This window comes from Corynebacterium falsenii (genome assembly GCF_020099275.1).
GTDB classification, from domain to species: domain Bacteria; phylum Actinomycetota; class Actinomycetes; order Mycobacteriales; family Mycobacteriaceae; genus Corynebacterium; species Corynebacterium falsenii.
The window spans coordinates 1,581,640-1,604,875 of sequence record NZ_CP083646.1; the positions used below are offsets into that span (position 1 = coordinate 1,581,640).

The 23,236-nt window shown below is 61.8% G+C and carries 19 protein-coding genes and 1 tRNA gene; 10 read left to right on the plus strand and 10 right to left on the minus strand.

Annotated features, from left to right (window positions below; genetic code table 11):
• Window positions 1-458: 458 nt before the first annotated feature.
• From LA343_RS06980 to LA343_RS06990, 3 genes are all read right to left on the minus strand, one after another.
• Window positions 459-535: transfer RNA gene (locus LA343_RS06980), tRNA-Pro, on the minus strand.
• Window positions 536-684: 149 nt separating this feature from the next.
• Window positions 685-1,185 (minus strand): ribonuclease E activity regulator RraA, encoded by a 501-nt coding sequence (rraA, locus tag LA343_RS06985; RefSeq protein WP_025402624.1) that lies wholly within the window; start codon window positions 1,183-1,185, stop codon window positions 685-687.
• 106 nt (window positions 1,186-1,291) lie between these two features.
• On the minus strand, window positions 1,292-2,170 hold the full coding sequence (locus tag LA343_RS06990) for an alpha/beta hydrolase family protein (RefSeq protein ID WP_025402625.1): 879 nt from the start codon (window positions 2,168-2,170) through the stop codon (window positions 1,292-1,294).
• 185 nt (window positions 2,171-2,355) lie between these two features.
• Between LA343_RS06990 and secA2 the strand changes: the two genes are divergently transcribed.
• The 6 genes from secA2 (at window position 2,356) to LA343_RS07020 (ending at window position 9,210) form a co-directional block, all read left to right on the plus strand.
• Window positions 2,356-4,758 carry an accessory Sec system translocase SecA2 gene (gene secA2 / locus LA343_RS06995; protein WP_025402626.1) on the plus strand — a complete coding sequence of 801 codons (2,403 nt, stop codon included), beginning with the start codon at window positions 2,356-2,358 and terminating at the stop codon, window positions 4,756-4,758.
• 234 nt (window positions 4,759-4,992) lie between these two features.
• Window positions 4,993-5,427: an oxoglutarate dehydrogenase inhibitor Odhl gene (gene odhI / locus LA343_RS07000; RefSeq protein ID WP_025402627.1), complete on the plus strand. Its 435-nt coding sequence runs from the start codon at window positions 4,993-4,995 to the stop codon at window positions 5,425-5,427.
• A 154-nt stretch (window positions 5,428-5,581) separates the two neighbouring features.
• Entirely contained in the window at window positions 5,582-6,334 is a 753-nt protein-coding gene (gene ftsR / locus LA343_RS07005; protein WP_025402628.1) for a transcriptional regulator FtsR, read from the plus strand.
• The gene (locus tag LA343_RS07010; RefSeq protein ID WP_025402629.1) at window positions 6,327-7,043 is read left to right on the plus strand and encodes a hypothetical protein; all 717 of its coding nucleotides are present in this window, start codon (window positions 6,327-6,329) and stop codon (window positions 7,041-7,043) included. The genes ftsR and LA343_RS07010 overlap by 8 nt, the downstream gene beginning before the upstream one ends.
• Before the next feature lie 145 nt (window positions 7,044-7,188).
• The gene (locus LA343_RS07015) at window positions 7,189-8,508 is read left to right on the plus strand and encodes an alpha/beta fold hydrolase (protein ID WP_374957147.1); all 1,320 of its coding nucleotides are present in this window, start codon (window positions 7,189-7,191) and stop codon (window positions 8,506-8,508) included.
• 171 nt (window positions 8,509-8,679) lie between these two features.
• A complete protein-coding gene (locus tag LA343_RS07020) occupies window positions 8,680-9,210 on the plus strand; it encodes a MerR family transcriptional regulator (protein ID WP_025402631.1) in 531 nt (176 codons plus the stop codon).
• Window positions 9,211-9,228: 18 nt separating this feature from the next.
• Here the strand turns inward: LA343_RS07020 and LA343_RS07025 are convergent, their stop codons facing one another.
• The 6 genes from LA343_RS07025 to gndA form a co-directional block, all read right to left on the minus strand.
• Window positions 9,229-10,590, minus strand: coding sequence for a vWA domain-containing protein (locus LA343_RS07025; RefSeq protein WP_025402632.1), 1,362 nt, complete (start codon window positions 10,588-10,590; stop codon window positions 9,229-9,231).
• 116 nt (window positions 10,591-10,706) lie between these two features.
• Complete coding sequence (locus tag LA343_RS07030) at window positions 10,707-11,684, minus strand: hypothetical protein (RefSeq protein WP_039910907.1); 978 nt, start codon at window positions 11,682-11,684, stop codon at window positions 10,707-10,709.
• Complete coding sequence (locus LA343_RS07035; RefSeq protein ID WP_025402634.1) at window positions 11,677-12,738, minus strand: hemolysin family protein; 1,062 nt, start codon at window positions 12,736-12,738, stop codon at window positions 11,677-11,679. Before LA343_RS07035 ends, LA343_RS07030 begins: the two co-directional genes overlap by 8 nt.
• Window positions 12,738-14,105 (minus strand): hemolysin family protein, encoded by a 1,368-nt coding sequence (locus LA343_RS07040; RefSeq protein ID WP_025402635.1) that lies wholly within the window; start codon window positions 14,103-14,105, stop codon window positions 12,738-12,740. The genes LA343_RS07035 and LA343_RS07040 overlap by 1 nt, the downstream gene beginning before the upstream one ends.
• A gap of 9 nt (window positions 14,106-14,114) precedes the next feature.
• Window positions 14,115-15,317 (minus strand): DEAD/DEAH box helicase, encoded by a 1,203-nt coding sequence (locus LA343_RS07045; RefSeq protein ID WP_052337645.1) that lies wholly within the window; start codon window positions 15,315-15,317, stop codon window positions 14,115-14,117.
• Between the two features lie 369 nt (window positions 15,318-15,686).
• Window positions 15,687-17,183 (minus strand): NADP-dependent phosphogluconate dehydrogenase, encoded by a 1,497-nt coding sequence (gene gndA / locus LA343_RS07050; protein WP_025402637.1) that lies wholly within the window; start codon window positions 17,181-17,183, stop codon window positions 15,687-15,689.
• A 184-nt stretch (window positions 17,184-17,367) separates the two neighbouring features.
• Between gndA and LA343_RS07055 the strand changes: the two genes are divergently transcribed.
• Window positions 17,368-17,925 (plus strand): PaaI family thioesterase, encoded by a 558-nt coding sequence (locus LA343_RS07055; RefSeq protein ID WP_025402638.1) that lies wholly within the window; start codon window positions 17,368-17,370, stop codon window positions 17,923-17,925.
• Window positions 17,926-18,031: 106 nt separating this feature from the next.
• Here LA343_RS07055 and LA343_RS07060 read toward each other — a convergent pair whose 3' ends face one another.
• Window positions 18,032-19,462, minus strand: coding sequence for an NAD(P)/FAD-dependent oxidoreductase (locus tag LA343_RS07060; RefSeq protein WP_025402639.1), 1,431 nt, complete (start codon window positions 19,460-19,462; stop codon window positions 18,032-18,034).
• A gap of 229 nt (window positions 19,463-19,691) precedes the next feature.
• Here LA343_RS07060 and LA343_RS07065 point away from each other — a divergent pair, with 229 nt between their 5' ends.
• The 3 genes from LA343_RS07065 to LA343_RS07075 all read left to right on the plus strand — a co-directional run bounded on the left by LA343_RS07065 (window position 19,692) and on the right by LA343_RS07075 (window position 23,172).
• Entirely contained in the window at window positions 19,692-20,993 is a 1,302-nt protein-coding gene (locus LA343_RS07065; RefSeq protein ID WP_025402640.1) for a class I SAM-dependent methyltransferase, read from the plus strand.
• A 132-nt stretch (window positions 20,994-21,125) separates the two neighbouring features.
• A complete protein-coding gene (locus LA343_RS07070) occupies window positions 21,126-22,487 on the plus strand; it encodes a TrkH family potassium uptake protein (protein ID WP_025402641.1) in 1,362 nt (453 codons plus the stop codon).
• Window positions 22,480-23,172 carry a potassium channel family protein gene (locus tag LA343_RS07075; RefSeq protein ID WP_025402642.1) on the plus strand — a complete coding sequence of 231 codons (693 nt, stop codon included), beginning with the start codon at window positions 22,480-22,482 and terminating at the stop codon, window positions 23,170-23,172. Before LA343_RS07070 ends, LA343_RS07075 begins: the two co-directional genes overlap by 8 nt.
• The last annotated feature ends 64 nt before the right edge of the window (window positions 23,173-23,236 follow it).

The window sequence follows — 23,236 nt, forward strand, 5'->3', positions numbered from 1 at the left end:
TGACAGAGCAATGGGGTGGAGGCGGTGTGTGGGAGCCTCCAGAGGGTTGCTCGTGAGGCTAGGAATTAGCCCTTGAGCAGGTTGGCGATGGCGCCGAGGAAACCGCCCAGACCCTTAGCAACGAGCTCGATGGCGGAGGTGAAGAAGTCGGAGAGAATGTCGATCATGTGAGATCAATTCCTTTCGAGTGTGTAGTTGATCCCAGTGCCTTGTGCCTTCTGGAACCTTCACCTACTACAACGCTCGTGTTTCTGTTTCGTTACACAAAGCTTTGAGAAAATTCTGAGATTTTTGTGCCGTATGACTGAAAAGGTGCCGTGACCTTTGGTTATTAGGCTCGAAGAAAGTTGAAAAAATCAGGTGAAACCGCGTTCAGTTAGAGGTTTTTCCACTTGGCAGGGGAGCCTCGAAGGGCGCGAAAATAACAAAACAGCCACCCCGTGTGGAGTGGCTGCTGGTGGTCGGACTGACAGGATTTGAACCTGCGACCCCTACACCCCCAGTGTAGTGCGCTACCAAGCTGCGCCACAGTCCGCCGTCCTTAAGGACGCTCAACAGATTACATCACGATGATTCTCCGCCCTAATCGCCAGCGTAGAGGGGGAAAATTAAGGGGAGAGCGGGGGTAAAGAGCCGAGAGTAAGTAGAGAGCAGTCGCGCGACTGCGTGCGTTGGGTCAGTCTGCTACTCCGGCTTGGCCACCGGCTTCTCCGTCACCACGATGCCGTCGGAATCGCAGTAGGCGATGTGTCCCGGCACGAACTCCACGCTACCCAGCTCCACGGTGATGTCGCGCTCGCCCTCACCGGTCTTGCTGGACTTGCGAGGGTTAGTTCCCAGAGCCTTGCAGCCGAAGTCCATCTCGCCGATGACCTTGGAATCACGAATGGGGCCGTTGACGATCACTCCGGCCCAGCCGTGATCCTTGCCAAGCCCTGCAATAATGTCTCCAATCAGCGCCGTGCGCATGGATGCGCCGCCGTCGATGACGAGAACGCCGCCCGGGTTATCCTCCTGGAGAATGGACTTCAGCAGTGCATTGTCCTCGTGGCAACGCACGGTGGTGATGGGGCCGCAGAATTCAACGGTGCCACCCAGGTTGCGGAACTGAGTGTCGCAACTGCGCACGTCCGATCCGATGATGTCGACAAGGTCAGCGGTGGGAATGAAATCAATAGTGCTCATAGTCTCCACTCTACTGGCAGCCCGGCGCACAGCTTCCCGATATCACTGGACGATCACTGGACGCGACCAGTTAGGCCTGGCCCTTTGGTCCATTGGCCTCTTGTCTCTAGCCCTTCTGCACGAGGGGTTCGGCCCAGGTCGCAATGAGTTCACCCACGCGTGTTCCCGCACCCTTCCAGGTGAGCAGGTGATCAACCTCGGGCACAGCGATCAAGCTCGCCGGTTGGTCCGCGGTCTCAATCAGCTGCAGAGCATTGCGGAACGGCACCGTCCGGTCCAGGGGAGAATGCACAAACAGCAGGGACACCCCGCTGCCGTCTGTGCGGCGATCCTCCACGGATCCCAATTTCCGCAGCACCTCGGCGGGGTCGTAGGCAGCCAGACTCTGTAGCAACTCCACCCCGATCTTGATGGGCCGAGAAGCCAGACCAGCCTCCTCGAGATCATTGTCGCTGAGCTCCCGCACCACATCCGGGATGGTTGCTGCGGCATAGCGCGGATCGTAGGGTACGCCCACTGTCGCCACAGCCCGCACACTGTCTACGAGCGACCCCGCACGCAGCACGGCCGCGCCACCCAGCGAATGGCCCACCAGCAGCAGGGGAGAGCTGCCTTGTTCGGCCAGCCAGTCGGCGGCAGCGACCACATCAGCTACGTTCGTATCCAAACTCGACCGTGCGAATTCGCCCTCGGACTTGCCCAGACCAGCGAAGTCGATCCGCAGGCTTGCCATCCCGTGGCGTGCAAGCGTCTTCGAGATCCGCGACACCCCAGGGGACGACTTGTTGCACGTAAAGCAGTGCGCAACCACCGCCGTCGGAAGATTCCTACGCTCAGAGGCACTGACCCACCCAGGCAGGTCGAGGGTTCCGGCCAACGTGATTCCGCGCTCGGTAGGTATCTTCACCTGCACGGACTTGACCGACACAGGGCGTACGGAGCGTCCATCAGGGCCACCGCTTGCAGTGTTGTCGCCGTGGGACATGACCCCTCCCTTTCGCTGTGGACTATCGTGGGACTATTAGGTGATACCGGTTATGCAGCCGCTCGGTGAGTGCCGTGGCCGCATATTCCGCCATCGCTTCATTATTGCAACGTAGTCCACACAGTCCGCAGTGCCCCGTAGTATCCGGGAGCACCCAGCACGGATCGGAAAGGTTAGGCCGTCGAATGGCATTTGACTGGTTCTGGAAGGCCATGGGTTCTTCGCCCAATAAGAATCAGAAGAAGAGCAAGGCGGTGGTCGAGCAAGCCGATTCGTCGCGGTTTTCGGCCATGACCGATGATGAGCTTCGCGACGCCGCTACGTCGGCCATCGTCCGGGGCTCTTCCGGCGACGAGCATGGGGAGCGCCCGGCATACGTTAAGGAAGCATCGCAACTACTGGGAGCTTTGCGCGAAGTTGCCAGCCGCACCCTGAACCTGCCGCCGTTCGACGTGCAGATGCAGGGCACCTACCGCCTGCTCCACGGTGACGTGGTGGAGATGGCTACCGGTGAAGGTAAAACGCTGGCCGGCGCCATGGCAGCCGTCGGCTTTGCTCTCCAGGGCAAGCGCGTCCACATCATCACCGTGAACAGCTACCTAGCCGGTCGTGACGACCGGTGGATGGGGCCCATGTTCGACTTCTTCGGGCTGTCTCACGGTGCTATTCACGAGGATCTGACCACTGATGAGCGCCGGAATATCTACCAACGCGATGTCATCTTCGGCGCGATCAATGAGTTGGGCTTCGACGTGCTGCGCGATCAGCTCATCACGCGCCGGGAAGATGCCGTCCGGGTGGATGCAGACGTAGCCGTCATCGATGAAGCGGATTCCGTCATGGTGGACGAGGCGCTCGTCCCGCTCGTGCTCGCTGGTTCCGAGCCCGGCCCTGCACCGGCCGGTCAGATCACCGATCTGGTCAAGCGCATGGTGGAGGGCGAGCACTTCAACGTGTCGGAGGATCAGCGCAACGTCTTTCTCACTGACGATGGCGCCGAGTTTGTCGAGCGCGAGCTGGGGATCGAGTCGCTGTACGGCACCGCTGAGTCGGGGAGCGCTGGCAACGCAGGTAGCGCTGGCAACGGCGGTGACAGTGGCCACAGTGGCAACGGGGGGACAGCGGACGACGCAGGCCAGACGTTGGTGCAGATCAACGTGGCACTGCACGCCGAGCACCTGCTCACCCGCGACGTGCACTACATCGTCCGCGACGGCAAGGTTGCACTGATCGACGGCTCGCGCGGGCGTGTGGCCGATCTGCAGCGCTGGCCCGACGGTCTGCAGGCTGCGGTGGAGGCCAAGGAGGGCTTGGCAGTAACGGATGGTGGTCGCATCTTGGACCAGATCACCATTCAAGCGCTCGTGGGCATGTACCCCGAGGTCTGCGGCATGACCGGTACGGCGCTGGCTGCCCGGGACCAGCTGCGCCAGTTCTACGGGCTCGATGTCTCTGTTATCGAGCCGAACGTGCCCACTCAGCGTTTCGACGAGCAGGATCGGGTGTACGTCACCGCTGCGGAGCGCGATGCAGCCGTGATCGAGCACATCGTTGAGGTGCAAAAGACGGGTCAGCCGCAGCTCATCGGTACCCAGGACGTCGCGGAATCCGAGCGTATCGCCGACCAACTGGTTCTTGCGGGCGTGGAGTGTTCAGTGCTTAACGCAAAGAATCACGAGGCAGAGGCTGCCGTCGTCGCCGAAGCAGGTCGACCAGGAAAAGTGACCGTATCCACGCAGATGGCCGGTCGAGGCACGGACATCAAGCTCGGCGGTGCCCAGGAACAGGACCGTGACGAGGTGGTGGAGGCCGGTGGCCTGCGCGTCGTAGGCGTGGGGCGATTCCGCTCGGAGCGCCTGGATAACCAGCTCCGCGGCCGCGCGGGGCGCCAGGGAGATCCCGGCAGCTCTGTGTTCTTCGTAAGCCTGGAAGACGACGTGGTGGCAGTCGGAGGCGCCGGGGAGGAGCTGCAGGCTCAGCCCGAGGCTGATGGCCGCTTGCCGCAGAAGAAGGTTCTGCAGTTTGTGGACCATTGCCAGCGCGTCACCGAGGGGCAAATGCTCGATATTCATGCGACGACGTGGAAGTACAACAAGCTGGTCAAGGATCAGCGCGACATCATCAACGATCGTCGCGACGTGCTGCTCGATACTGCCGCAGCGTGGGATGATCTGAGCTACCACAACGTGGACAAGGCCGCCCAGTTGCAGAAGCAGGGCATTCCCCAGGACGTTCTCGAGCAGGCCGCCCGCGAGATCATGCTGTACCACCTGGATTACCAGTGGTCGGAGCACCTGGCTTACTTGGACGATATCCGTGAGTCGATTCACTTGCGTGCCATCGCACGCGAATCGCCCATCGACGAGTTCCACCGCATGTCCATCGCGGCTTTCGGCGACCTCGCCGAGACGGCGGTGCGCAAGGCCCGGGAGACGTTCGACACGGTCGTGATCACGGAAGACGGCGCCCAGCTGGATGATCTCGGTCTGCACAAGCCGAGCGCCACGTGGACCTACATGGTCAACGATAATCCCTTGTCTTCCGGCGGCGGTTCGGTCATGGGATCGATCGCCAATATGTTCCGTTAAATTCGTTCACATCAAACTACAATTCGCCCGGTATCCGCCTGGGTTTTATAAAGGTTTGATTCCAACTTAGGGACTGCGCGCTCGCGTGGTCGCTCTAAGTAGTATTGTTGAGCGTGATCCATTAACACCGCCGTGAGTTCGGCGAGCGAGACGGTTCGCACTGTATGTGCGCAGCTCGCAGGGCTCGGACTCGTACTCGGCGGTGAACCAATTAGTTCCAGAGAGGACCAAGACATGAGCGATAACACCGGAGCGCCAGAGGCATCTGTCGAGACCACCTCGGTTTTCCGCGCAGACCTCTTGAAGGAGATGGAGTCTGGTTCGCAGTCAGACGCTTCTCCCGCCGGTGTGGAGGGCCTTCCCGAGGGTTCCGCACTGCTCGTCGTGAAGCGCGGACCCAATGCGGGTTCCCGTTTCCTGCTTGACCAGGAAACCACCGCAGCCGGTCGTCACCCCGATAGCGACATCTTCCTCGACGACGTGACTGTGTCCCGCCGCCACGCTGAGTTCCGCCGCAACGGTGACGAGTACGAGGTCGTTGACGTGGGATCGCTGAACGGCACCTACGTGAACCGCGAGCCGAAGAACAGCGCCGTGCTGTCCAACGGCGACGAAATCCAGATCGGCAAGTTCCGTCTGGTATTCCTGAACGGCTCCAAGGAGTCCTAAGGTTTTCGCGCAGGTGGAGGCGATGAAACGCCCCGCCTGCCGCATAGTCCTGCTTCCACCCATCGGCTAGTTGTCGCCTGAAGCCTTCCACTCGAAGGCTCGGCGTGAAGACAGTGTGAGGATCCACCCCGTGAGTGCACAGCCCAAAGAATCAATGTCGGCTAAGGCAACGCCCCGCGCGAATGCTGCACAGGCAGCTGCAGGCGCATCGGCAGCAAAGCCGGGTGGCGTACTCCCCACATCGTCCATCGGTGACGTGATGAAGCAGCTTACCCCCGACTTCCCAGACGTGACTGTGTCCAAGATCCGGTTCCTAGAGTCGGAGGGGCTCATCAGCCCCCGGCGGTCCCAGAGTGGATACCGCCGTTTTTCCCCTGAGGATATTGCCCGCCTGCGCTACATCTTGACGCACCAGCGGGATAACTACCTTCCGCTGAAGGTGATCCGCGAGCAGCTCGAAGCTATGGACGCTGGCAAGGTCACCCCGGTCACCGCTGGAGCCAAGTCCGCTCGTGGCGCCGTGTCCGCCGAGCAGCTCAAGGCTGCGGAATCCCGCCGCCTTACCCGCGCCGATGTTACGGCTCGCGCAGGTGTCGAGGATTCCTTCACCGGTTCGCTCATCCGCATGGGCCTGATCACCGCCGATCACGCGGGTTTCTACTCCGTCGATGACGTCACCATTGTGGAGCTCTCCGCACGGCTTGCGGATCACGGCCTTGATTCCCGCCATCTGAAGTCGCTGATGACCATCGCGAATCGCCAGTACGATATGGTCTCCCGCGTGTCCGAACCACTGGCTCATGGCCGGGACGTCAACGCGAAGCAGCGAGCACTGGAAACCGCTCGCGAGGTTTCGGCGCTCATCATTTCCCTCAACACCGCGCTGGTGAAGAGCAACCTTGGCTAGCAACGACCCGCACGCCGACCAGCACTCTATGGGCTCGGAGGATATCGAGGTCATTTTCCTCGGCCGGGCCGCCGCGGATCTTGCTGGGCGCGGTGTGGATGTTTTGTTCTTTTCGACGCCGGACCACACGGCGCTTCTTCCCGTCTGGGTGGATCCGCCAGCTGATTTGGGCGGGCGGCCGACAGACGCGGAGATCCTCGCCGACCTTCTTGCGTCTAATCAGTTCGAGCAGCCTTGGTTTGCAGAGATCGTGACGAATTCCCGTGGTCAATTCACCGCTGGCTTGAGCCAGCGGATCGTCAACGGCGTGCCCGTTGAAGACTCGGAGGATGAGATCATCGACGACGATGGGGAGTTCAGCGGCGAATACGTGGAGCGCTACATCGATGTGCGCCCCTCCACCTTGGAGCCGTTGTGGCACGCGGGTGTGCTGTTCGATATTCGGTTGAAGCCTTCTGTGGTGCCGGCTCTGCTGGACGTCAACCCCGAGTGGACGCGCGAGCTCGCGGAGAAGCTCAGCGCCGTGGACGAAGACGGCGACCCCATTGAGTTTGATCTGCTGTGGAATCCCGAGGACATGGGATTCACTTCGTCCGCTGACCCTGAGCAGGGCTTTAAAGAACTGTGGGAGGGGATGGGACTGTCGAAGGAGTTGGATGATTGGCTTGATTCCCAAACTCGGGACAATCCGGAGGACCCCCACGCCTGACCCGAGCGTGTGAGTGCAGTGGGGCCGGGAGAGTCGCGGGGACTGTTAAGAGTATCGGGAGCGAGGAGCGGTAACGGCCCGTTGTCCACCCTCGGCTCTACAATCGGAAAGCATGACCGAACATTCTGCACATTCCGCCCGTTCAGTGCATACCGAACAGAGCCGAGCCATGGGTCTTACCGTGAAGAACCACTGGCTGGAGTGCCCGTGGGACTACTCTGATAGCGCTGCGTCTTCTGGGGCTTCCGAGAGTTTCACCCTCTACGCCCGAGAGCTCGTGCCCGATGGCGGCGAGGACCTCCCCGCACTGCTGTACTTGCAAGGCGGGCCCGGTTCACCGGCGCCGCGGCCACTGGATAGCACCTCCGGCCTCATTGGCGAAGCCCTGAAGCACTACAGAGTGGTTTTGCTGGATCAGCGAGGCACGGGCCGCTCGCACCGGATCGACGAGGGGTGCGAGCCGGAAGACCTCAGCCTCGAGCGGCTGGTGCACTTGCGCCAAGACAACATTGTTCGAGACGCAGAACGGCTGCGCGAGGCCCTTGGGGAAGAACAATGGTCGTTGTATGGCCAGAGTTTCGGCGGTTTCTGCATCACCAGCTACTGCTCGCTGTTTCCAGAGTCCGTGCGCGAATGCTTCCTCACGGGCGGGCTTCCCTCGCTTGATCGGCCGATTGACGATGTGTACCGGGAGACCTACGGTGCGATCGCTGTGCGTCACGGCCACCTGTATGAGCGCTTCCCGTGGATGGATCGGCGCATTCGCGAGATCGGGCACCACCTTGATAACTCCCAGGAGATCTTGCCGACCGGTGAACGGCTGAGCTCCCGGCGTTTCCGCACCATCGGCATCAACCTGGGGCGGGGTCATGGGCTCCACTCGCTGGCTTACCTGCTGGAGGACCCGTTCCGCACGGTCCGCGGGGACAAGCGCCTCACCACGGATGTGCTGACTGCCATTGGTGCGCAGGTGTCGTTCGCCGGAGCGCCGCTGTATGCGGCGATTCACGAATCCATTTACGGCGGAGTGGCCGTCAGCGGAGAAGCCGACCAGCGCGCGACGCGCTGGTCGGCACATCGTATCCGCGAAGAGATCCCCGGGTTCGAGGAGAATGCTGATCCGCGCGGTGATGATCCTTACTACTTGACCGGCGAGCACATTTACCCGTGGCAATTCCAGGAGGATCCAGCCCTGCACGCCTTCGCCGAGAGCGCGGAGGCGCTGGCGCAGTGGCAGTGGAGCTCGAGTCCATACGATACGGACGTGCTCGCCGAACGCGCTCCCGTTGGCGCCGGGGTGGTCTACCTGGACGACGCGTTTGTGCCTTTCGAAAGGTCGCGCGTGGCGGCGTCGAAATATAGAGATATGCGCATCCACGTCACCAATGCCCTGCAACACGATGGGATTCGGACCGACGGGGCCGAGCTGTTTCGGACGCTGCGGGAGAAGGTGAACGAGTACTAGACAACACGCGTGTTGTTACATATGTGAAATTTGTGACTCATGTTAGTGTAAAGTCTGAAGTTGACGTTGAAGGTTTGGTTGTGAGCAGTTGACTCCCACCCAAACCGGTCTAAAGTTTCAAGCAGACTAAATAACAGGCGTGCAATAGGCGCCGCACCTCAGGAGACTCCCATGAGTAAGAACGCACCGCAGCAAGACGCGCTCTTTGACGTTCACGGCCCCGACGACGAGGTCGGCTACCGCGTGCCCATCGCATGCCAGGTCGCAGGCATCACCTACCGCCAGCTCGACTACTGGGCCCGCACCAAGCTCGTGCAGCCCTCCATCCGCAACGCTGCCGGTTCCGGATCGCAGCGCCTGTACTCCTTCCGCGACATCCTCGTGCTGAAGATCGTCAAGGGTCTGCTCGATACCGGCATTTCTCTGCAGAACATCCGCAAGGCCGTGGAGAAGCTGGAGAACCTGGGAGTCGATGACCTCGCCGGCATCACGCTGGTCTCCGATGGCCACACGGTGTACGAATGCCGCTCCAACGAGGAGGTCATCGACCTGCTCAACGGCGGTCAGGGAGTGTTCGGCATCGGCGTTCCGGGCCTGATGAAGGAGCTCACCGGCACCATCACGTCCTTCCCGTCGGAGAAGGTCGTGCAGGACCCGGCCATCGACGAGCTGGCTGAGCGCCGCCGTCGCCGCATGGCCTAGCCTTTCTGCCTAGCTCTTCTACGCCGCTAGGGCAGACTGCAGCGCGGGGGCGAGCTGCAGAGAATCCGCAGCGGGGAAGACCTTGCCGCCGGCAGCGGCGGCCAGCTGATCGAGCGCACCGCGATCCACGCGATCGCCAATGGGCACAATCTCCAAAGCAACGGGGGTCTGCGCGTACCGCGCCTTAATTGCCGCCACTGCCTGCTCCAGCGAGGCGGAGCCACCATCGTTGGGGCCATCAGTAATCAGCACAACCTTGTTGGGCAGCGGCTGGCGATTATCCGCCTTCGCCTCATTCGCGAACTGCTCCGCACCGGCGGCCGCGGAACCATAGGCAGCCATGATTGAGCTGTAGGTGTGCGTTGCGCCGCCGAAGGTCAGCCGCTGCAGCGCGGCAGCGGACGCATCGCCGTTATCGCGGACCGTGATGTCCACGTTGTCCCGGTAGGGATTCACTGTCTTCGGGTTCAGCGGGGAAGAGTAGTTCCACAGCCCCACGGACCCTCCGGTGGAGCCCACCTTGCGCATCGCGTCCGTAAGCGGGGCCTTGACGTTATCCATGCGGGTCCCGTTGCCCTCCACTAGGCCCATCGAGCCGGATGTATCGAGCACGAAGGTGACATTCTGGGGCTTTGCCGGGGCAGTGTTGCCCTGGGCAGCGGGGGATGGTGCCGACGGATCCGGCGTGGCAGGCAGCGTGTTCGGCGTGGCGGCCGGATCAACCGGGTTCGAATTATTCGCATTATTCGGATCACCAGCGGTCTTGGATGCGAACTCGCCGACATTTTCCACGGTGACGTTGAGACCATCGTCAGTGGCAACGCTGGGGAAGTCATTCTCGCCGTAGTCCACCAGCAGGTCGGAGGCGCGCAGCTCGATCTCCGGGGACGGCGTGCCCTGCAGTTGAGGAGCCAACACTGGGTGATCGTTGTTGATCACCGGTGCCTTGGTGTTGCGAATGGTCGTGGTGGTATCTCCGAGGGCTCGAACCATCTGCGGACCATCGTTGGGGATCCACACCGCGGCGGGAAGGTTGGCCGCCGGCGTATCCGGGGTCCACTCGCGGTAGCGCTGCAGCGCTTCGTTATCCGGCATGGACACCACGGTGGCGTGGATGCAGGTATCCATCGCCGAAGGATTGGACTCGTTGTAGGAATCGACGAGCTGTTTGGCCCCGGCGTTTTCCACCTCCGGTGCCGCCCACACGGTGAGGTCGAACTTTTGCCCCGTGCATTCGGGCGCGGCGAGGTTGTCGTTGTTGCGGTTATCGACAACCGTCCACGCGATCACTACCGCCACGATCGCGATGAGCGCTGCGATGGCAGCCCAGATCCACCCCGCGATGCGATAGTTCGACTTTCCGCTTCCGTGACGACCCATGGACAACCTTTCCGCGATCAGTTCTGCTCATGTTTGTTATTCGGTACTGTCCCTCTAGTCTAAAGCACTCACATCGGCCACAGTGCTGGGCCGAAATATGGGGCTGTTAGGCCAGCTCAGCGTGCAGCCGCCGTGGCCCCAGCAATCTCCCGCGCCTCGGCAATGACGTCCAACAACTCAACCCGCATCCGCTGGCCCCGCTCCATGAGTCCCTGCTGGCGCCGCACGTATTCCGCCCGCCCTGCAGGAGTCTCGATCCGCACTGGGTCGAACCCCCACTCGCGCAAGTCATACGGGCTGGCTTCCATGTCGAGCCGACGTACGTCGCACGCCAACTCGAACGTCTCTAGCCACAGTTCGCCCGGCACGAGTGGCCCGAGCTTGGTGGCCCACTTGTACAGATCCATCGTTGCGTGCAGGCATCCGGGCTGCTCCATCTGGATCTGCGTCTCCCGCGTGGGTGCGTGCGCGTTGCGCGGTGCGGCCTCGCGGGTAAAGAAGCGGAACGCGTCGATATGCGTGCACTTGAGCTGGCTAGCTTCCACCACAGCGTCCGTTTCCTCCCGACCGAGCCGCAGCGGTTCCGGATGCCGGGGAGTGTCGCGGTACACCATCGCCCACTCGTGCAACCCGAAGCACCCGAGCTGAGGTGCGCGCCCGGCCGTGGCCCGCAGCAGGCGCTCAATGTAGTCGATTGTCTTCCCGCGCTGGTCCAGGTGAGCCGTCACATCGAGTGCCCAGGCCGTGCCTTCCTCGGCATGCCCTTCATAGTCGACGCCACAACGCTCCCATTCCCACCAGCCATACTGGTCCTTAAACGAGGGCAACGACCGGGAGGGCGCACCAGCGCCCTGTTCGCTCGCGGAGTCCGATGGAACCTCCAGCCCGACCCCAGCACCGGGGTGCCAGCGCCCCAGCTTGGCCGGGGTGGTGGGGTAGTAGTTGAACATGAAATCCCACACGGGGTGGCGCTCGCCGTGGCTGCGGCGGCGCAGATGTGCGGCGGTGAGCTCTTCCACGCGAGCACGGTGTGCCTGTTGGCGGGCGGTCCACTCGCCGGCTGTGAGCACGCGACGGATGGGGGAGTTAGTCATGCGTCCAATCTCGCACGGTTCCCACCAATTCCTCAATGATGTCCTCAAGGGTGACCATGCCGATGATCGTGTTCGAGTCGTCCACCACTGCTGCGACGTGGTTGGAGGATAGGCGCATGCGGCGCATGGCGACGTCGAAGTTCACACCAGCCTCGACCTCAATGAGGGGGCGAACATCAAGGGAATCCAGCATGGTGGTGGACGGATCCGCGATGGGCGCGAGGTTATCGAGCACGTCCTTGACGTGGACGTAGCCGACCCACTTTCCGTCCGGATCGGTGACGGGGAAGCGGGAGAAACCCGTTTCCGTCACGGCTTCCTCGACGTCCTTGACGGATACGCATTCCCCGGTGCGGACGATGGTGCGCACGCGGTCGACGGGGATGAGAACCTCCTGGAGTGTGCGCTTCGAACTAGTCAGCGCCTTATCAAGGCGGGCCGCCTCAGCGGGAGCGATGAGGCCCTCGGAGCGGGATTCCTGGATCATGCTGGCCAACTCGGAGGCGGACACGGTGGAGTCCAGCTCGTCCTTTTGCTCCACACCCATGAGCTTCAGCGTCTGCCGGGCGATCCAGTTGAGCATCACCATGATCGGGTGAGTGATCTTGACGAACAGCAGGTGCGCAGGCACCAGGGACGTGGCGACGGTTTCCGGGCCCGCCAACGCGATGTTTTTCGGCACCATCTCGCCGATGATGATGTGCAGCATCGTGACGATGAGCAAGCTGATGGCGAAGCCGACCGGGTGGAGCAACTCTTCCGGGAGCCCTAGGGCGTTGAAGGGGGCCTCGATGATGTGCGCGATGGCGGGCTCGCCGACTTTACCCAGAAGCAGCGAGGCCACGGTGATGCCGAACTGAGCGCCCGCAAGCATGATGGACAGGTGCTCGGTGGCGAATAACACCTTGCCTGCCCGGCGGTTACCCGAGGCGATCATCGAATCCAGGCGGTCCTTGCGGCTGGAAATGAGCGCGAACTCCACGGCCACGAAGAAGCCATTGAGGAATAGCAGGAAGATCGCAAAGAGAACTGCGAAGATATCAGAGGTTCCCATTACTTGTCCCCCTCCTTGATCGGTTGGAGGGTGACGCGGTCAATGCGGCGATTGTCCATCGTCGTGACCGTGGCTTCCCAGCGGTTGGGGATGCCTGTTTCAAAGCTGTCCATGCCTTCGTTGTCGCCGAGGGGGAGTAGCACGGTGTCGCCCTCCTTCGGGATGCGGCCCAGCGTGGCCATGATGAGGCCACCGAGGGTTTCGTAGTCACCTTCGGGGGCGGTGTACCCCACGGCATCGTGCAGCTCGTCCGTGCGAACAAGGCCGGAGATCTCCCAGGTGGAGCCATTTCGGCGGACTTCTTCGTCCTCTTCCTTGTTGTCGTGTTCGTCCCAGACTTCGCCGAGGATTTCCTCCACCACGTCTTCGATGGTGACGAGACCGGCGGTGCCGCCGTATTCGTCGACGACGAGGACCAGCTGAGAACCGGCCCTGCGTACCTGGTTGAGGACGTCGTCGCCGGAGAGGGAATCGGGGACTGAGGGGACGGGCTTTGCCATGGACGCCACCGTGGTGGTGGCGCGCTCATCAGCAGGGATGGTGAGAGCATCCTTGACGTGAACCACACCCATGGTGTCGTCCAGGTCGCCGCGGGTGACGGGGAAGCGGGAGTATCCCGTGTCATAGGCGAGCTTGATGAGATCCAGCGCGGTGTCATCCTGGTTGAGGGATTCCACGGTGGAGCGCGGGGTCATGATGTCCTCGGCGGTAGCGTCGCTAAAGCGCAGGGAAAGATCAAGAATGCGGGCCTTTGCCTGAGTAAAACCGCCGGAGCCGGTGGAGTTTCGGACAAGTGCCGATAGCTCTTCAGCGGATCGTGCCGAGGCCAGTTCATCGGCGGGCTCGATGCCGAGCTTGCGAACGACCGCATTGGCGCACTTATTCAAGAGGTTGATGAACCACTTGAAGATGGTGTTGAAAATCCACACCGGGCGAACGGTCGCCCGCGCCATACCCATTGGGTTGGTGATGGAGAGGTTCTTGGGCACCAGCTCGCCAAAGACCATCGACAGAATCGTCGCCACGATCAGCGAGAGGACGAGTGCGATGGCAACGGAGGCAGAATCCGGCACACCGATGAGCCGGAAAAGCGGGGTGAAGAACTTCGCCAGGATGGGCTCTGCGAGGTAACCCGTGGCAAGGGTAGTAATCGTGATGCCCAGCTGAGCGCCGGAGAGCACAAACGAGAGATCACCGTGCGCCTTGCGGATGAGCTTGGCAGTGCTGTCATTTTTCTCCCGGACGTGCTGTTCCACGGTGGAGCGCTCCACGCCCGTGAGTGCGAACTCGACCGCCACGAACATGCCTGTTGCCGCGGTGAGCAGGACGAACAGGATGAGCCCGACTATCGATAAGAGAATTTCCACAGTTGCCCCTTACGCGCGAATGTCCCGCGCAACAACTGCTGCAATGTCGTGGGCCGGAACGACTGTGGGTTCCACCCCGGCTTTGCGCATCATCGTCAGAGTGTCGCTTTCTGATTCTGTGAATGTGAGTGTGACGACCGTACCCGAGGCTCCCGCCCGGGCCGTGCGACCGGCACGGTGGACGTAGGCCTTGTGCTCGGCGGGAGGATCAATGTGCACCACGAGTTCGACTCCCTTAATGTCGATTCCTCGGGCGGCAATGTCGGTGGCGACGAGAACACTGGCCTTGCCAGAAGCGAAATTCTCCATAGTGGACGTTCTGCTTCCCTGGCCCTTGTTCCCGTGCAGCCCCACTGCCGTGATCCCCGCGCGAGTGAGCTTTTTTACCTGCCGGTCAACCGCGTGCTTGGTTCGCATGAACATTACCGTTTTCACGCCCAAAGAACCAAGATCAATAACCGTCCGGGAACGATCCTCCCGGTCCTGCGCCACGGCAAGGAAGTGGGTCATGGAATCGACCGTTGCTTCAGCTTCACCGGTTGAGTGGGTGACCGGATCGTGCATGAACTTATCCACGAGCACCTGGACATCTCCATCCAACGTTGCGGAGAACAACAGGTGCTGGGCGCGTGGGGGCATCGCGTTGAGCAGCTTGGTGACCTGCGGAAGGAAACCCATGTCCGCCATCTGATCGGCCTCGTCGAGGGCGACGATGGTGACGTCGTCAAAGCTCAGCTCCTTATTGTTGAGCAGGTCTTGCGCCCGGCCCGGTGTGGCAATGAGGATGTCAACAGGGCGGGCGAGTGCCGTGATGTTGCGCTGGATCTTCACGCCACCAATGACCTCGAGCACGCGCTGGCCCATGGCGTTCGCGAGCGGTTCGAGCCGTTCGCGGACCTGGGCGGCCAGCTCGCGCGTAGGGACCAAAACGACGCCCCGTGGACGGCGCGGCTTGGATGCACCCTGAGCCAGCTTCTGGATGATGGGCAGGCCAAACGTGAACGTCTTGCCCGACCCCGTAGGGCCGCGGCCGAGCACATCGCGACCTTCCAGAGCTTGCGGGATCGCCGCAGCCTGGATGGGGAAGGGGTGAGTGAGTCCCTCGGCCCGCAGGGCGCGGACGATGGGGTCGGACAACCCCAAGTCCGCAAACGTTGTGCCGGTATCCGCAAGCTGGGATGGCTGCTGGGCCGGTTGGCTGCGCTGGTTCAGCTGCGTTGGCTGGAGTCGCTGGGGCTTCTGGGGCTGCCGAGCCTGCTTGCTCCGCTGGGAGCGGGGCTGGTTCCTTGAGCTGCCCTTGGCAGCGTTCTTTGGCCGGCTTGTTGAGCTCTTCTTTGAACTGCGCTTTGAGCCTGCCTTAGCGCCATTTTTCGCGCTTCCCTGAGAGCCGCCCTGGTAGCTGCCCTGAGAGCTGCGCTTCGAGCGACCCGGGGGGTTGTTGCGCTGCACAGCGCGGCTGCCTCGACGTACCACGCGACGCCGAGGACGGGATGAACCCCCAGATCCCCGAGAGGACCCCGATCTGGAGCCGGACGAGGAGTCTGAGGGTGAATCAGATGCGGAATGAGACCGAGACGGCACTTACGCCTCGACCTCGCTACGGTCACCAGACCACAGAGTGTGGAACGTGCCCTCGGCATCGACGCGCTTGTAGGTGTGCGCACCGAAGAAGTCACGCTGCCCCTGGATGAGAGCGGCCGGTAGTCGCTCGGCACGCAGGGAATCGTAGTACGACAGCGAGGACGCGAACACCGGAACCGGCAGACCAAGCTGGGTAGCAGCGATGACCACGCGACGCCACGAGTCCACCAGGCCCTTCAGCTCGTCGTTGAAGTACGGAGCCAGCAGCAACGTGGCGAGATCCGGGTTGGAGTCGTAGGCATCGCGAATGCGGTTGAGGAACTTCGCGCGGATGATGCAACCGCCGCGCCAGATCGTTGCCAGATCGCGGGGATCCACGTTCCAGTTGTGCTCATCCGACCCGGCCTTGATCTCGTCAAAGCCCTGCGCGTACGCGACCAACTTGGAGGCGTACAGCGCGCGGCGAACGTCGTCGATAAACGCATCGCGATCGACGCCCAGCTCCTCGAGGGTGGTGAGTTCGCCGGAGGGCAGGTTGCCGATGGTCGCATCACGCTGAGCGCGAGCACCCGACAGAGCGCGGGCAAACACGGCCTCGCCAATGCCGGTCACAGGAATACCCAGGTCGAGGGCGGCCTTCACCGTCCAACGGCCGGTACCCTTTTGGCCTGCAGAGTCCACGATGACATCGATCAGTGGCTTGCCCGTTGTGGCGTCGACCTGAGCGAGAACCTCGGAAGTGATCTCAATGAGGTAAGAATCCAAGTCACCCTGGTTCCACTGCTTGAACACCTCAGCGATCTCCGCGGGCTCCATGCCAGCGCCGTAACGGAGAAGCTGGTAGGCCTCGCCGATGACCTGCATGTCCGCGTACTCGATGCCGTTGTGAACCATCTTCACGAAGTGGCCGGCCCCATCGGGTCCAATGTGGGTGACACATGGGGTGCCATCCACGTGGGCGGAAATGGACTCGAGCAGCGGGCCGAGAGCCTCCCAGGACTTCTCCGGGCCGCCGGGCATGATGGACGGGCCGTTGAGGGCGCCCTCCTCGCCGCCGGAGATGCCGGCGCCGACGAAATTCAGTCCACGCTTGGACATCTCAGCTTCACGCCGGATCGTGTCGGTGTAGAGGGAGTTGCCGCCATCGATGATGATGTCTCCCTCTTCCATGGCATCGGCAAGTTGGCCGATGACGGCGTCCGTGGCCTTACCTGCCTGGACCATGATGAGAGCGCGGCGAGGGCGCTCCAAGGAGGCGACGAACTCTTCGATCGTTGCAGACGGGACGAAGCTGCCGGTGGAGCCGAACTCCTCCATGAAAGCGTCCGTCTTGGACGTGGTGCGGTTGTAGACGGCCACAGTGTGACCCTTGCTGGCGAAGTTACGTGCGATGTTGGATCCCATCACGGCGAGACCGACCACGCCAATCTGTGCAGAACCGGTGGTGGCGGAAGCATCCTGTGCAGAATCCGAGGAATTGTCCGAAGCAATAGTCATGGTTTCATATTCTACAGGCCAAACGCTGGGTTATGGTTGGCAGACCATACTCACACAGAGTCACACACAGTAATAACTAGATTCAGTTGTTGTTGATCGTTGCTAGTGGCCGTCGATAGCAGTCGGCCAAGGGACAAGGGTCGACAACCGAAGCTCGAGGATGAAGGAAAGAGGAGATCGTAGAGTGAGCACATCCGACGGACAGGCGCCAGAATCAACTCAGTCGCCCGAGCAGGCAGCGGAACAAGCGCTGCGCGCGCTTCAGCGGTTCCAAGAGTTGTCGGTCGCTGGCGCACAACGTCCGCTGACCGACGATGAAGTGGCGGAGGTCAACGAGTTCACCGCGCGGCACCCATCCCTGGATAGGTTGCTCGGCGTGCGCTACCGAGTGGTGGAGCCACAGCGCATCCAGATCGCGCTGACCATTCGAGAAGATCACCTGCAACCGTGGGGCATCACCAATGGTGGCGTGTACTCATCGCTCGGGGAGACGGCGGGGTCCATGGCCAGCTTCTTGGCCGCGGGTTCGGGGCCGATCGTCATGGGCACCTCGAATGAGACGCACTTCCTGCGTCCGAGCTCGGCCGGGGATGTCATTGTTTCGACGGCGACCCCGGAGAACCTGGGAAGAACTTCGCACCTGTGGCGGATTGAGCACCGCAACGAGGGTTCGGGCAAGTTGTGCGCCTTGACTTTCCTCAAGACGACCGTGGTCGTAGATAAGTCATTCTCGGACAAGTAGAACCAACAAGTAGAACCAAAAAGCCGCGCCCGCCGGACTCAGGGTTTGTGAGTCCGTCGGGCGCGGTGTGCAGCAGCTAGTAGGCAGTCCAGCCGCGCTACAGCCCCTAGTCGGAGATGGCGCGGGTATCGCGGCCCTCGCCGAAGCGCAGGTTATCGCGAACCTCGATGGAGCGGATGCCTTCCTTATCCTCCATCTCGCGCAGCTTACGCAGTGCGTTGCGGGCGTGGAGCTGCTGGCGGGTAGCCACGAGCTGCCAACGTCGGCGAGAAACGGAGTTCAGGCCCCAGCTGAAGGCTGCGACCGCGCGGTTTCGGAAGCCAACCATGTACAGCAGGTGCAGGATCAGCCACATGACCCAGCCAACAAAGCCGGATACCTCGGCCTTGTTCATCTTCACCACAGCGCTGAAGCGGGAGACGATGGCCATGGAGCCCTTGTCGAAGTAGCTGAACGGCGCGCGTGCCTCGGGGGAGGTGCCGTTGGTGGCCTCATCGATGATGGTCTTGGCGGCGTACTGGCCACCCTGCATGGCAACCTGAGCCACACCCGGGAGGCGATCCTTGCTCATCATGTCGCCGATGATGAAGACGTTGCGGTACTCGCCCAGAGTCAGGTCATCGTTGACCGGAACGCGACCAGCGCGGTCGACTTCCACGCCAGCCTGCTCGGCAACGTGCTTGCCCAGCGGGGATGCGGCCACACCAGCGGACCAGATCTTGGCGTAGGAGGGAACGAAGGTCTCCTCGCCGGTTTTCATGTTCTTGAAGCGAACGCCCTGCTTGTTGACGTCGGTGACGAGGGAGTTGAGCACGATCTCGACGCCGAGGTCTTCCAAGCGGCGGGCAGCCTTGCGGCCGAGGCGCTTGCCGAACGGGGCGAGAACCTGGGAACCGCCGTCGACGAGGAGGATTCGGGTGTTTTCGGTGTCGATCTCGCGGAACTCGTCGCGCAGGGTGCGGTGGGACATCTCGGCGAGCTGGCCGGCCAGCTCCACACCGGTGGGGCCGGCGCCGACGACCACGAAGGTCAGCAGGCGCTCACGCTCAGCGGGATCCTCGGTGATTTCCGCACGCTCGAAGGCGCCAGTGAGGCGAGCGCGGATCTCCAGAGCATCATCCACGGACTTCATGCCCGGCGCGAACTCGGCGAACTGCTCGTTGCCGAAGTAGGACTGGCCAGCGCCCGCTGCCATGATGAGGGAATCGAATTCCAGGACGGCATCCTTGCCGCCCAGGTCGGCGGTGACGGTCTGGGCCTTCAGATCGACGTTGCGCACTTCGCCCTTGACGACGCGCACGTTGTCCTGGTCCGCCAGGATCTGGCGGATGGCGGGGGCGATTTCGCCCTCGGAGAGAATACCGGTCGCTACTTGGTACAGCAGCGGTTGGAAGAGGTGGTGGTTGGTGCGATCGACGATCGTCACGGAGACGTTTTCGTCCTTGAAACGCTTAGCTGCAAAAAGTCCGCCAAAGCCCGCGCCGATGATGACGACGTGGTGGCGTCCGCCAGCCGGGCGGTGGGGTGTGCTGCTCATATGGTTGGCTCTCCTAAAAAATGTACAAACACTTCGTTCGCCCCATCCTAGCCCTTTGTGCGGAATGCCTCACATTGAAAAGTTGTGCTTAGGGAAAGCTGAGGGAAAAAGACACCCAAATAGCCACTTGTGGCCAAAGAATGAGCAGAAAGTGGTTGTGCCTCCGTGGGAAAATGTTGTTTTCCTAGTAACTTCGGGGGAGCAGCGCCAACGGAGGAGGTATCGGTTTATGCCGGAGTACAACCGGTCGTACGTTGACGCGCGCCGTTGGCCCTACCTCGTAGACCAGCCGCAAGCGCCGTTGATGGGTCGGCGTGCGCAGGACGTGTCGCAGCGGCTCGAGCAGAGCCTCGTCGCTCACGGCATTGGCCTGGACTCCCGCACGGTGCCCTACTTCCACATGTACGACGGCCAAGTGATCGACCGGATGGTCGCTCGGGGATGGCTGGGGTTGGCCGAAGGGTACATGCTGGGCGAGTGGACGGCTGATCCTTTGCCCGACGTCCTCAGCGCGCTCTTGGACCAGCCACTGGAGGGAAAACTCGGGCGGGTCTTCGCCCGTCGGGCAGCGAAGCAGCGGGCGAAAGGTACAGTGCCCGGAACCGGTGAACTCCCCGAAGGACTGGTGGAGCTCTACGCCGGAGCCACGCGCGCAACCGGAGCGGCGCAATTCAGTTCATCGTCGAGAACAACGGCTACCGAGATGATCGAAGTTCCGGTGGCGCAGGGATCCCGGAAGACAGTTCCCGCCACCGTGGACTTCACATGGTTCGGGGAACCCGATGGAGCAGACCGGCTGGACCTCGACGATTGCCAGATGAGGCGGATTGAGGGAATGCTCACCGAGGCCAGCGTAGGCCGCGGTGACCGAGTGCTGGAGCTCCCAAGCACCGGCGGCCAGCTGGCGATCCAGGCAGCCCTGCGCGGGGCCAGCGTGGATATTCTGTGCTCGGACGAGGATCACGCCCTCGCTGTGGAAGCCCGTGTGCGGGCAGCTGGGGTGGGCGGGGCCATCCAGATCGAGGTCATTGACCAGCCGATTCCCTCGCCACGGCAGTGGTCCGGCCGTTACCACGCGGTATTTTCTGTGGAGCGGATGGAAACGCTGGGTACTGCAGGTCTGCGACAGTACCTGAGAGCCGTTGACCGGATGCTCGCAGCAGATGGAGTGGCGGTCATTCAAACGGTGGTGGCCACCGAATCAATGCGGGAGACTGCGCGAGAATCCTTGGACGTGATGCGGTCGTACGTGTGGCCAGCCCTCGAGTATCCGACGGTGGAAGCGGTGCGGACCACGGTCGCGGGGCACACGGGGCTGCGGGTAGCCGCCGAAAACTACATGGGGGCGCACCTGGCCGCCACTATTCCCCTGTGGCGAGCCAACTTCATGGCACGCGAGCGGCAGGCGGCGGCAGCGGGCTTTGACCAGGTTTTCCGCAGGCTGTGGGATTATCAGCTGGCTCTGCATGATGCATTGGTTGCCGGTGGGGACATTGATTGTGTTCAGTTTGTGCTGCGGCCTCGACGGTGACAATCCCTGGCGCTAAGAACCCAACGGAGAAGCTGAACAAACAGGCTGAATAGATGGGTGATTAGCACCACACAATGGCAACGGCAAGGATTTTAATAGACATTTGACACCTGCGGTTCTAGCATTATCCGGGTGGGTAACGAAGGGAGTCTCAAGAAGCTCGGTCCGGCCAGAGTCGTCGCCGCTGGTTTCTTAGTACTCATTTTCTCAGGAGCGCTACTGCTCACGCTGCCAGTCATGACTGCCAGCGGTACATCGACGTCGTTCAAGGACGCCCTGTTCACTGCGACGTCCGCAGTGAGCCTGACCGGTCTGATCACCGTGGATACGGGATCACACTGGAATCTTCTCGGCCAGGCTGTCGTGGTCATCCTTATTCAGCTCGGTGGTTTGGGCATCATGAGTATGACGTCCGTCGCCGGTTGGCTTTTGACGGGCCGAGTGGGGTTGAAGTCCCGCATGAATGCCGCTGCGGAGGGGCGTAGCCAATCCGCCGGCGGGGTGCGCCGCATTCTCGGGTGGACATTGGCACTGACGTTCACGACCGAGGCCTTCGTTGCCGTGATCATCACGGGACGAATGATGATCAACTACGACATGAGCTTCAAACACGCCATCTGGGAGGGCATCTTCCACTCCGTGTCCGCGTTTAACAACGCTGGTTTCGGACTGCGGTCGGATAGTTTGGTGCCCTACGTGGGCGATGCCTGGATCATCATTCCCATCGCGCTGTCGTTCATGATCGGCGGCCTCGGCTTTCCCGTGCTGTCAGAGCTCGTCTCGCGCACCTTGCGCAAGCTCAGGGGAATCCAGGTGCCCAGCCACCTTTCGGTGACGTGCCAGATGACGCTGTTCGGCACGACGATCCTCGTCCTCGCCGGTTGGTTCATGGTGCTGGCTCTTGAGTGGTCCGGCGTGCTGTCCGGAATGGGGTTCGGGGAAAAACTCCTCGCGTCCTTCTTCCAGGGCGTCACACCACGTACCGCAGGCTTCAACTCCCTGGACTACGGCCAAATGCACCCCATCACGCTCATGGGTACGGACATCCTCATGATCATCGGTGGTGGTTCTGCCGGTACCGCCGGTGGTATCAAGATCACCACCATCGTGGTGCTCGCGGCTGGCATGGCGGCCGAGTTCAAGGGCGAGAAGAGCGCCATCGTTGCCAAGCGCAGGATTAGCAGTGGCGTGATCCGTCAGGCCATGACTGTGGCCGCTGCAGGTGTGACGTTTGTCGTTATCGCCATCGGTGCTCTGCGGTGGATGGACCCACAATTCAATGGAGACCAAGTCACCTTCGAGGTGGTCTCGGCCTTCGCCACCGTGGGCCTGAGTACCGGCATTACAGCACAACTGAGCACCGGTTCCCAGCTTGTTCTCTGTGCGATGATGTACTTGGGCCGTATCGGACCCATCACACTCGTTTCTTCGCTAGCTATGCGCAACATCAAGAGACGTTTCGAATACCCAGTAGAAAGGCCGTTCATTGGTTAATTCGTTCAACAACCTGTTCCGGACGAAGCACCGCATCAACATCCCGCCGGTAACGGTCATCGGTCTTGGCCGGTTCGGTTCCGCGCTGGCCCAGGAGCTCATCGACAACGGTGTTGAGGTGCAGGGCATCGATGAGCACGAGAAGGTCATTGCAGAGCACTCTGCGGTGCTCACCGAGGCTGCCATGGCCGATACCACCGATATCGAGGCTCTCAAGCAACTTGGCGTCCACGACGTCGATCGTGTGGTTCTGGCGATCGGTTCCGACCTGGAGGCATCGATCCTCACCGCGTCACACCTCGTGGAAATGGGCATCCCGGATATCTGGGCGAAAGCCGATTCCACGGCGCACGCACGCATCCTCACCCAGCTCGGTGTGCACCACGTGGTTCACCCTGAGCGCGACACGGGCCGTCGTGTCGCTCACCTGTTGGGCGGCAAGTTCCAGGATTTCGCCGTGTTCGACAAGAGCTACGGCATGATCAAGATGGCACCACCATCAAGCCTGTGCTCGCGGGAAATCGACGCCGAGCGGCTGTGGAATCAACACCACGTCGCTATTGTCTCGGTGCACACCAAGGACGGCGGCTGGGCACCATTCCTGCCGCACCACCCACTGAGTACCGAGGATCTCATTATCGTGGCCGGTAACCCCGAGAACTTGGAGAAGTTCTCGGAGATCTAATGGCCGGATCTAGCGGTCGGACCTAGCGGCCAGATAACCGTCTAGATACCGTCGCTTGCGCGGG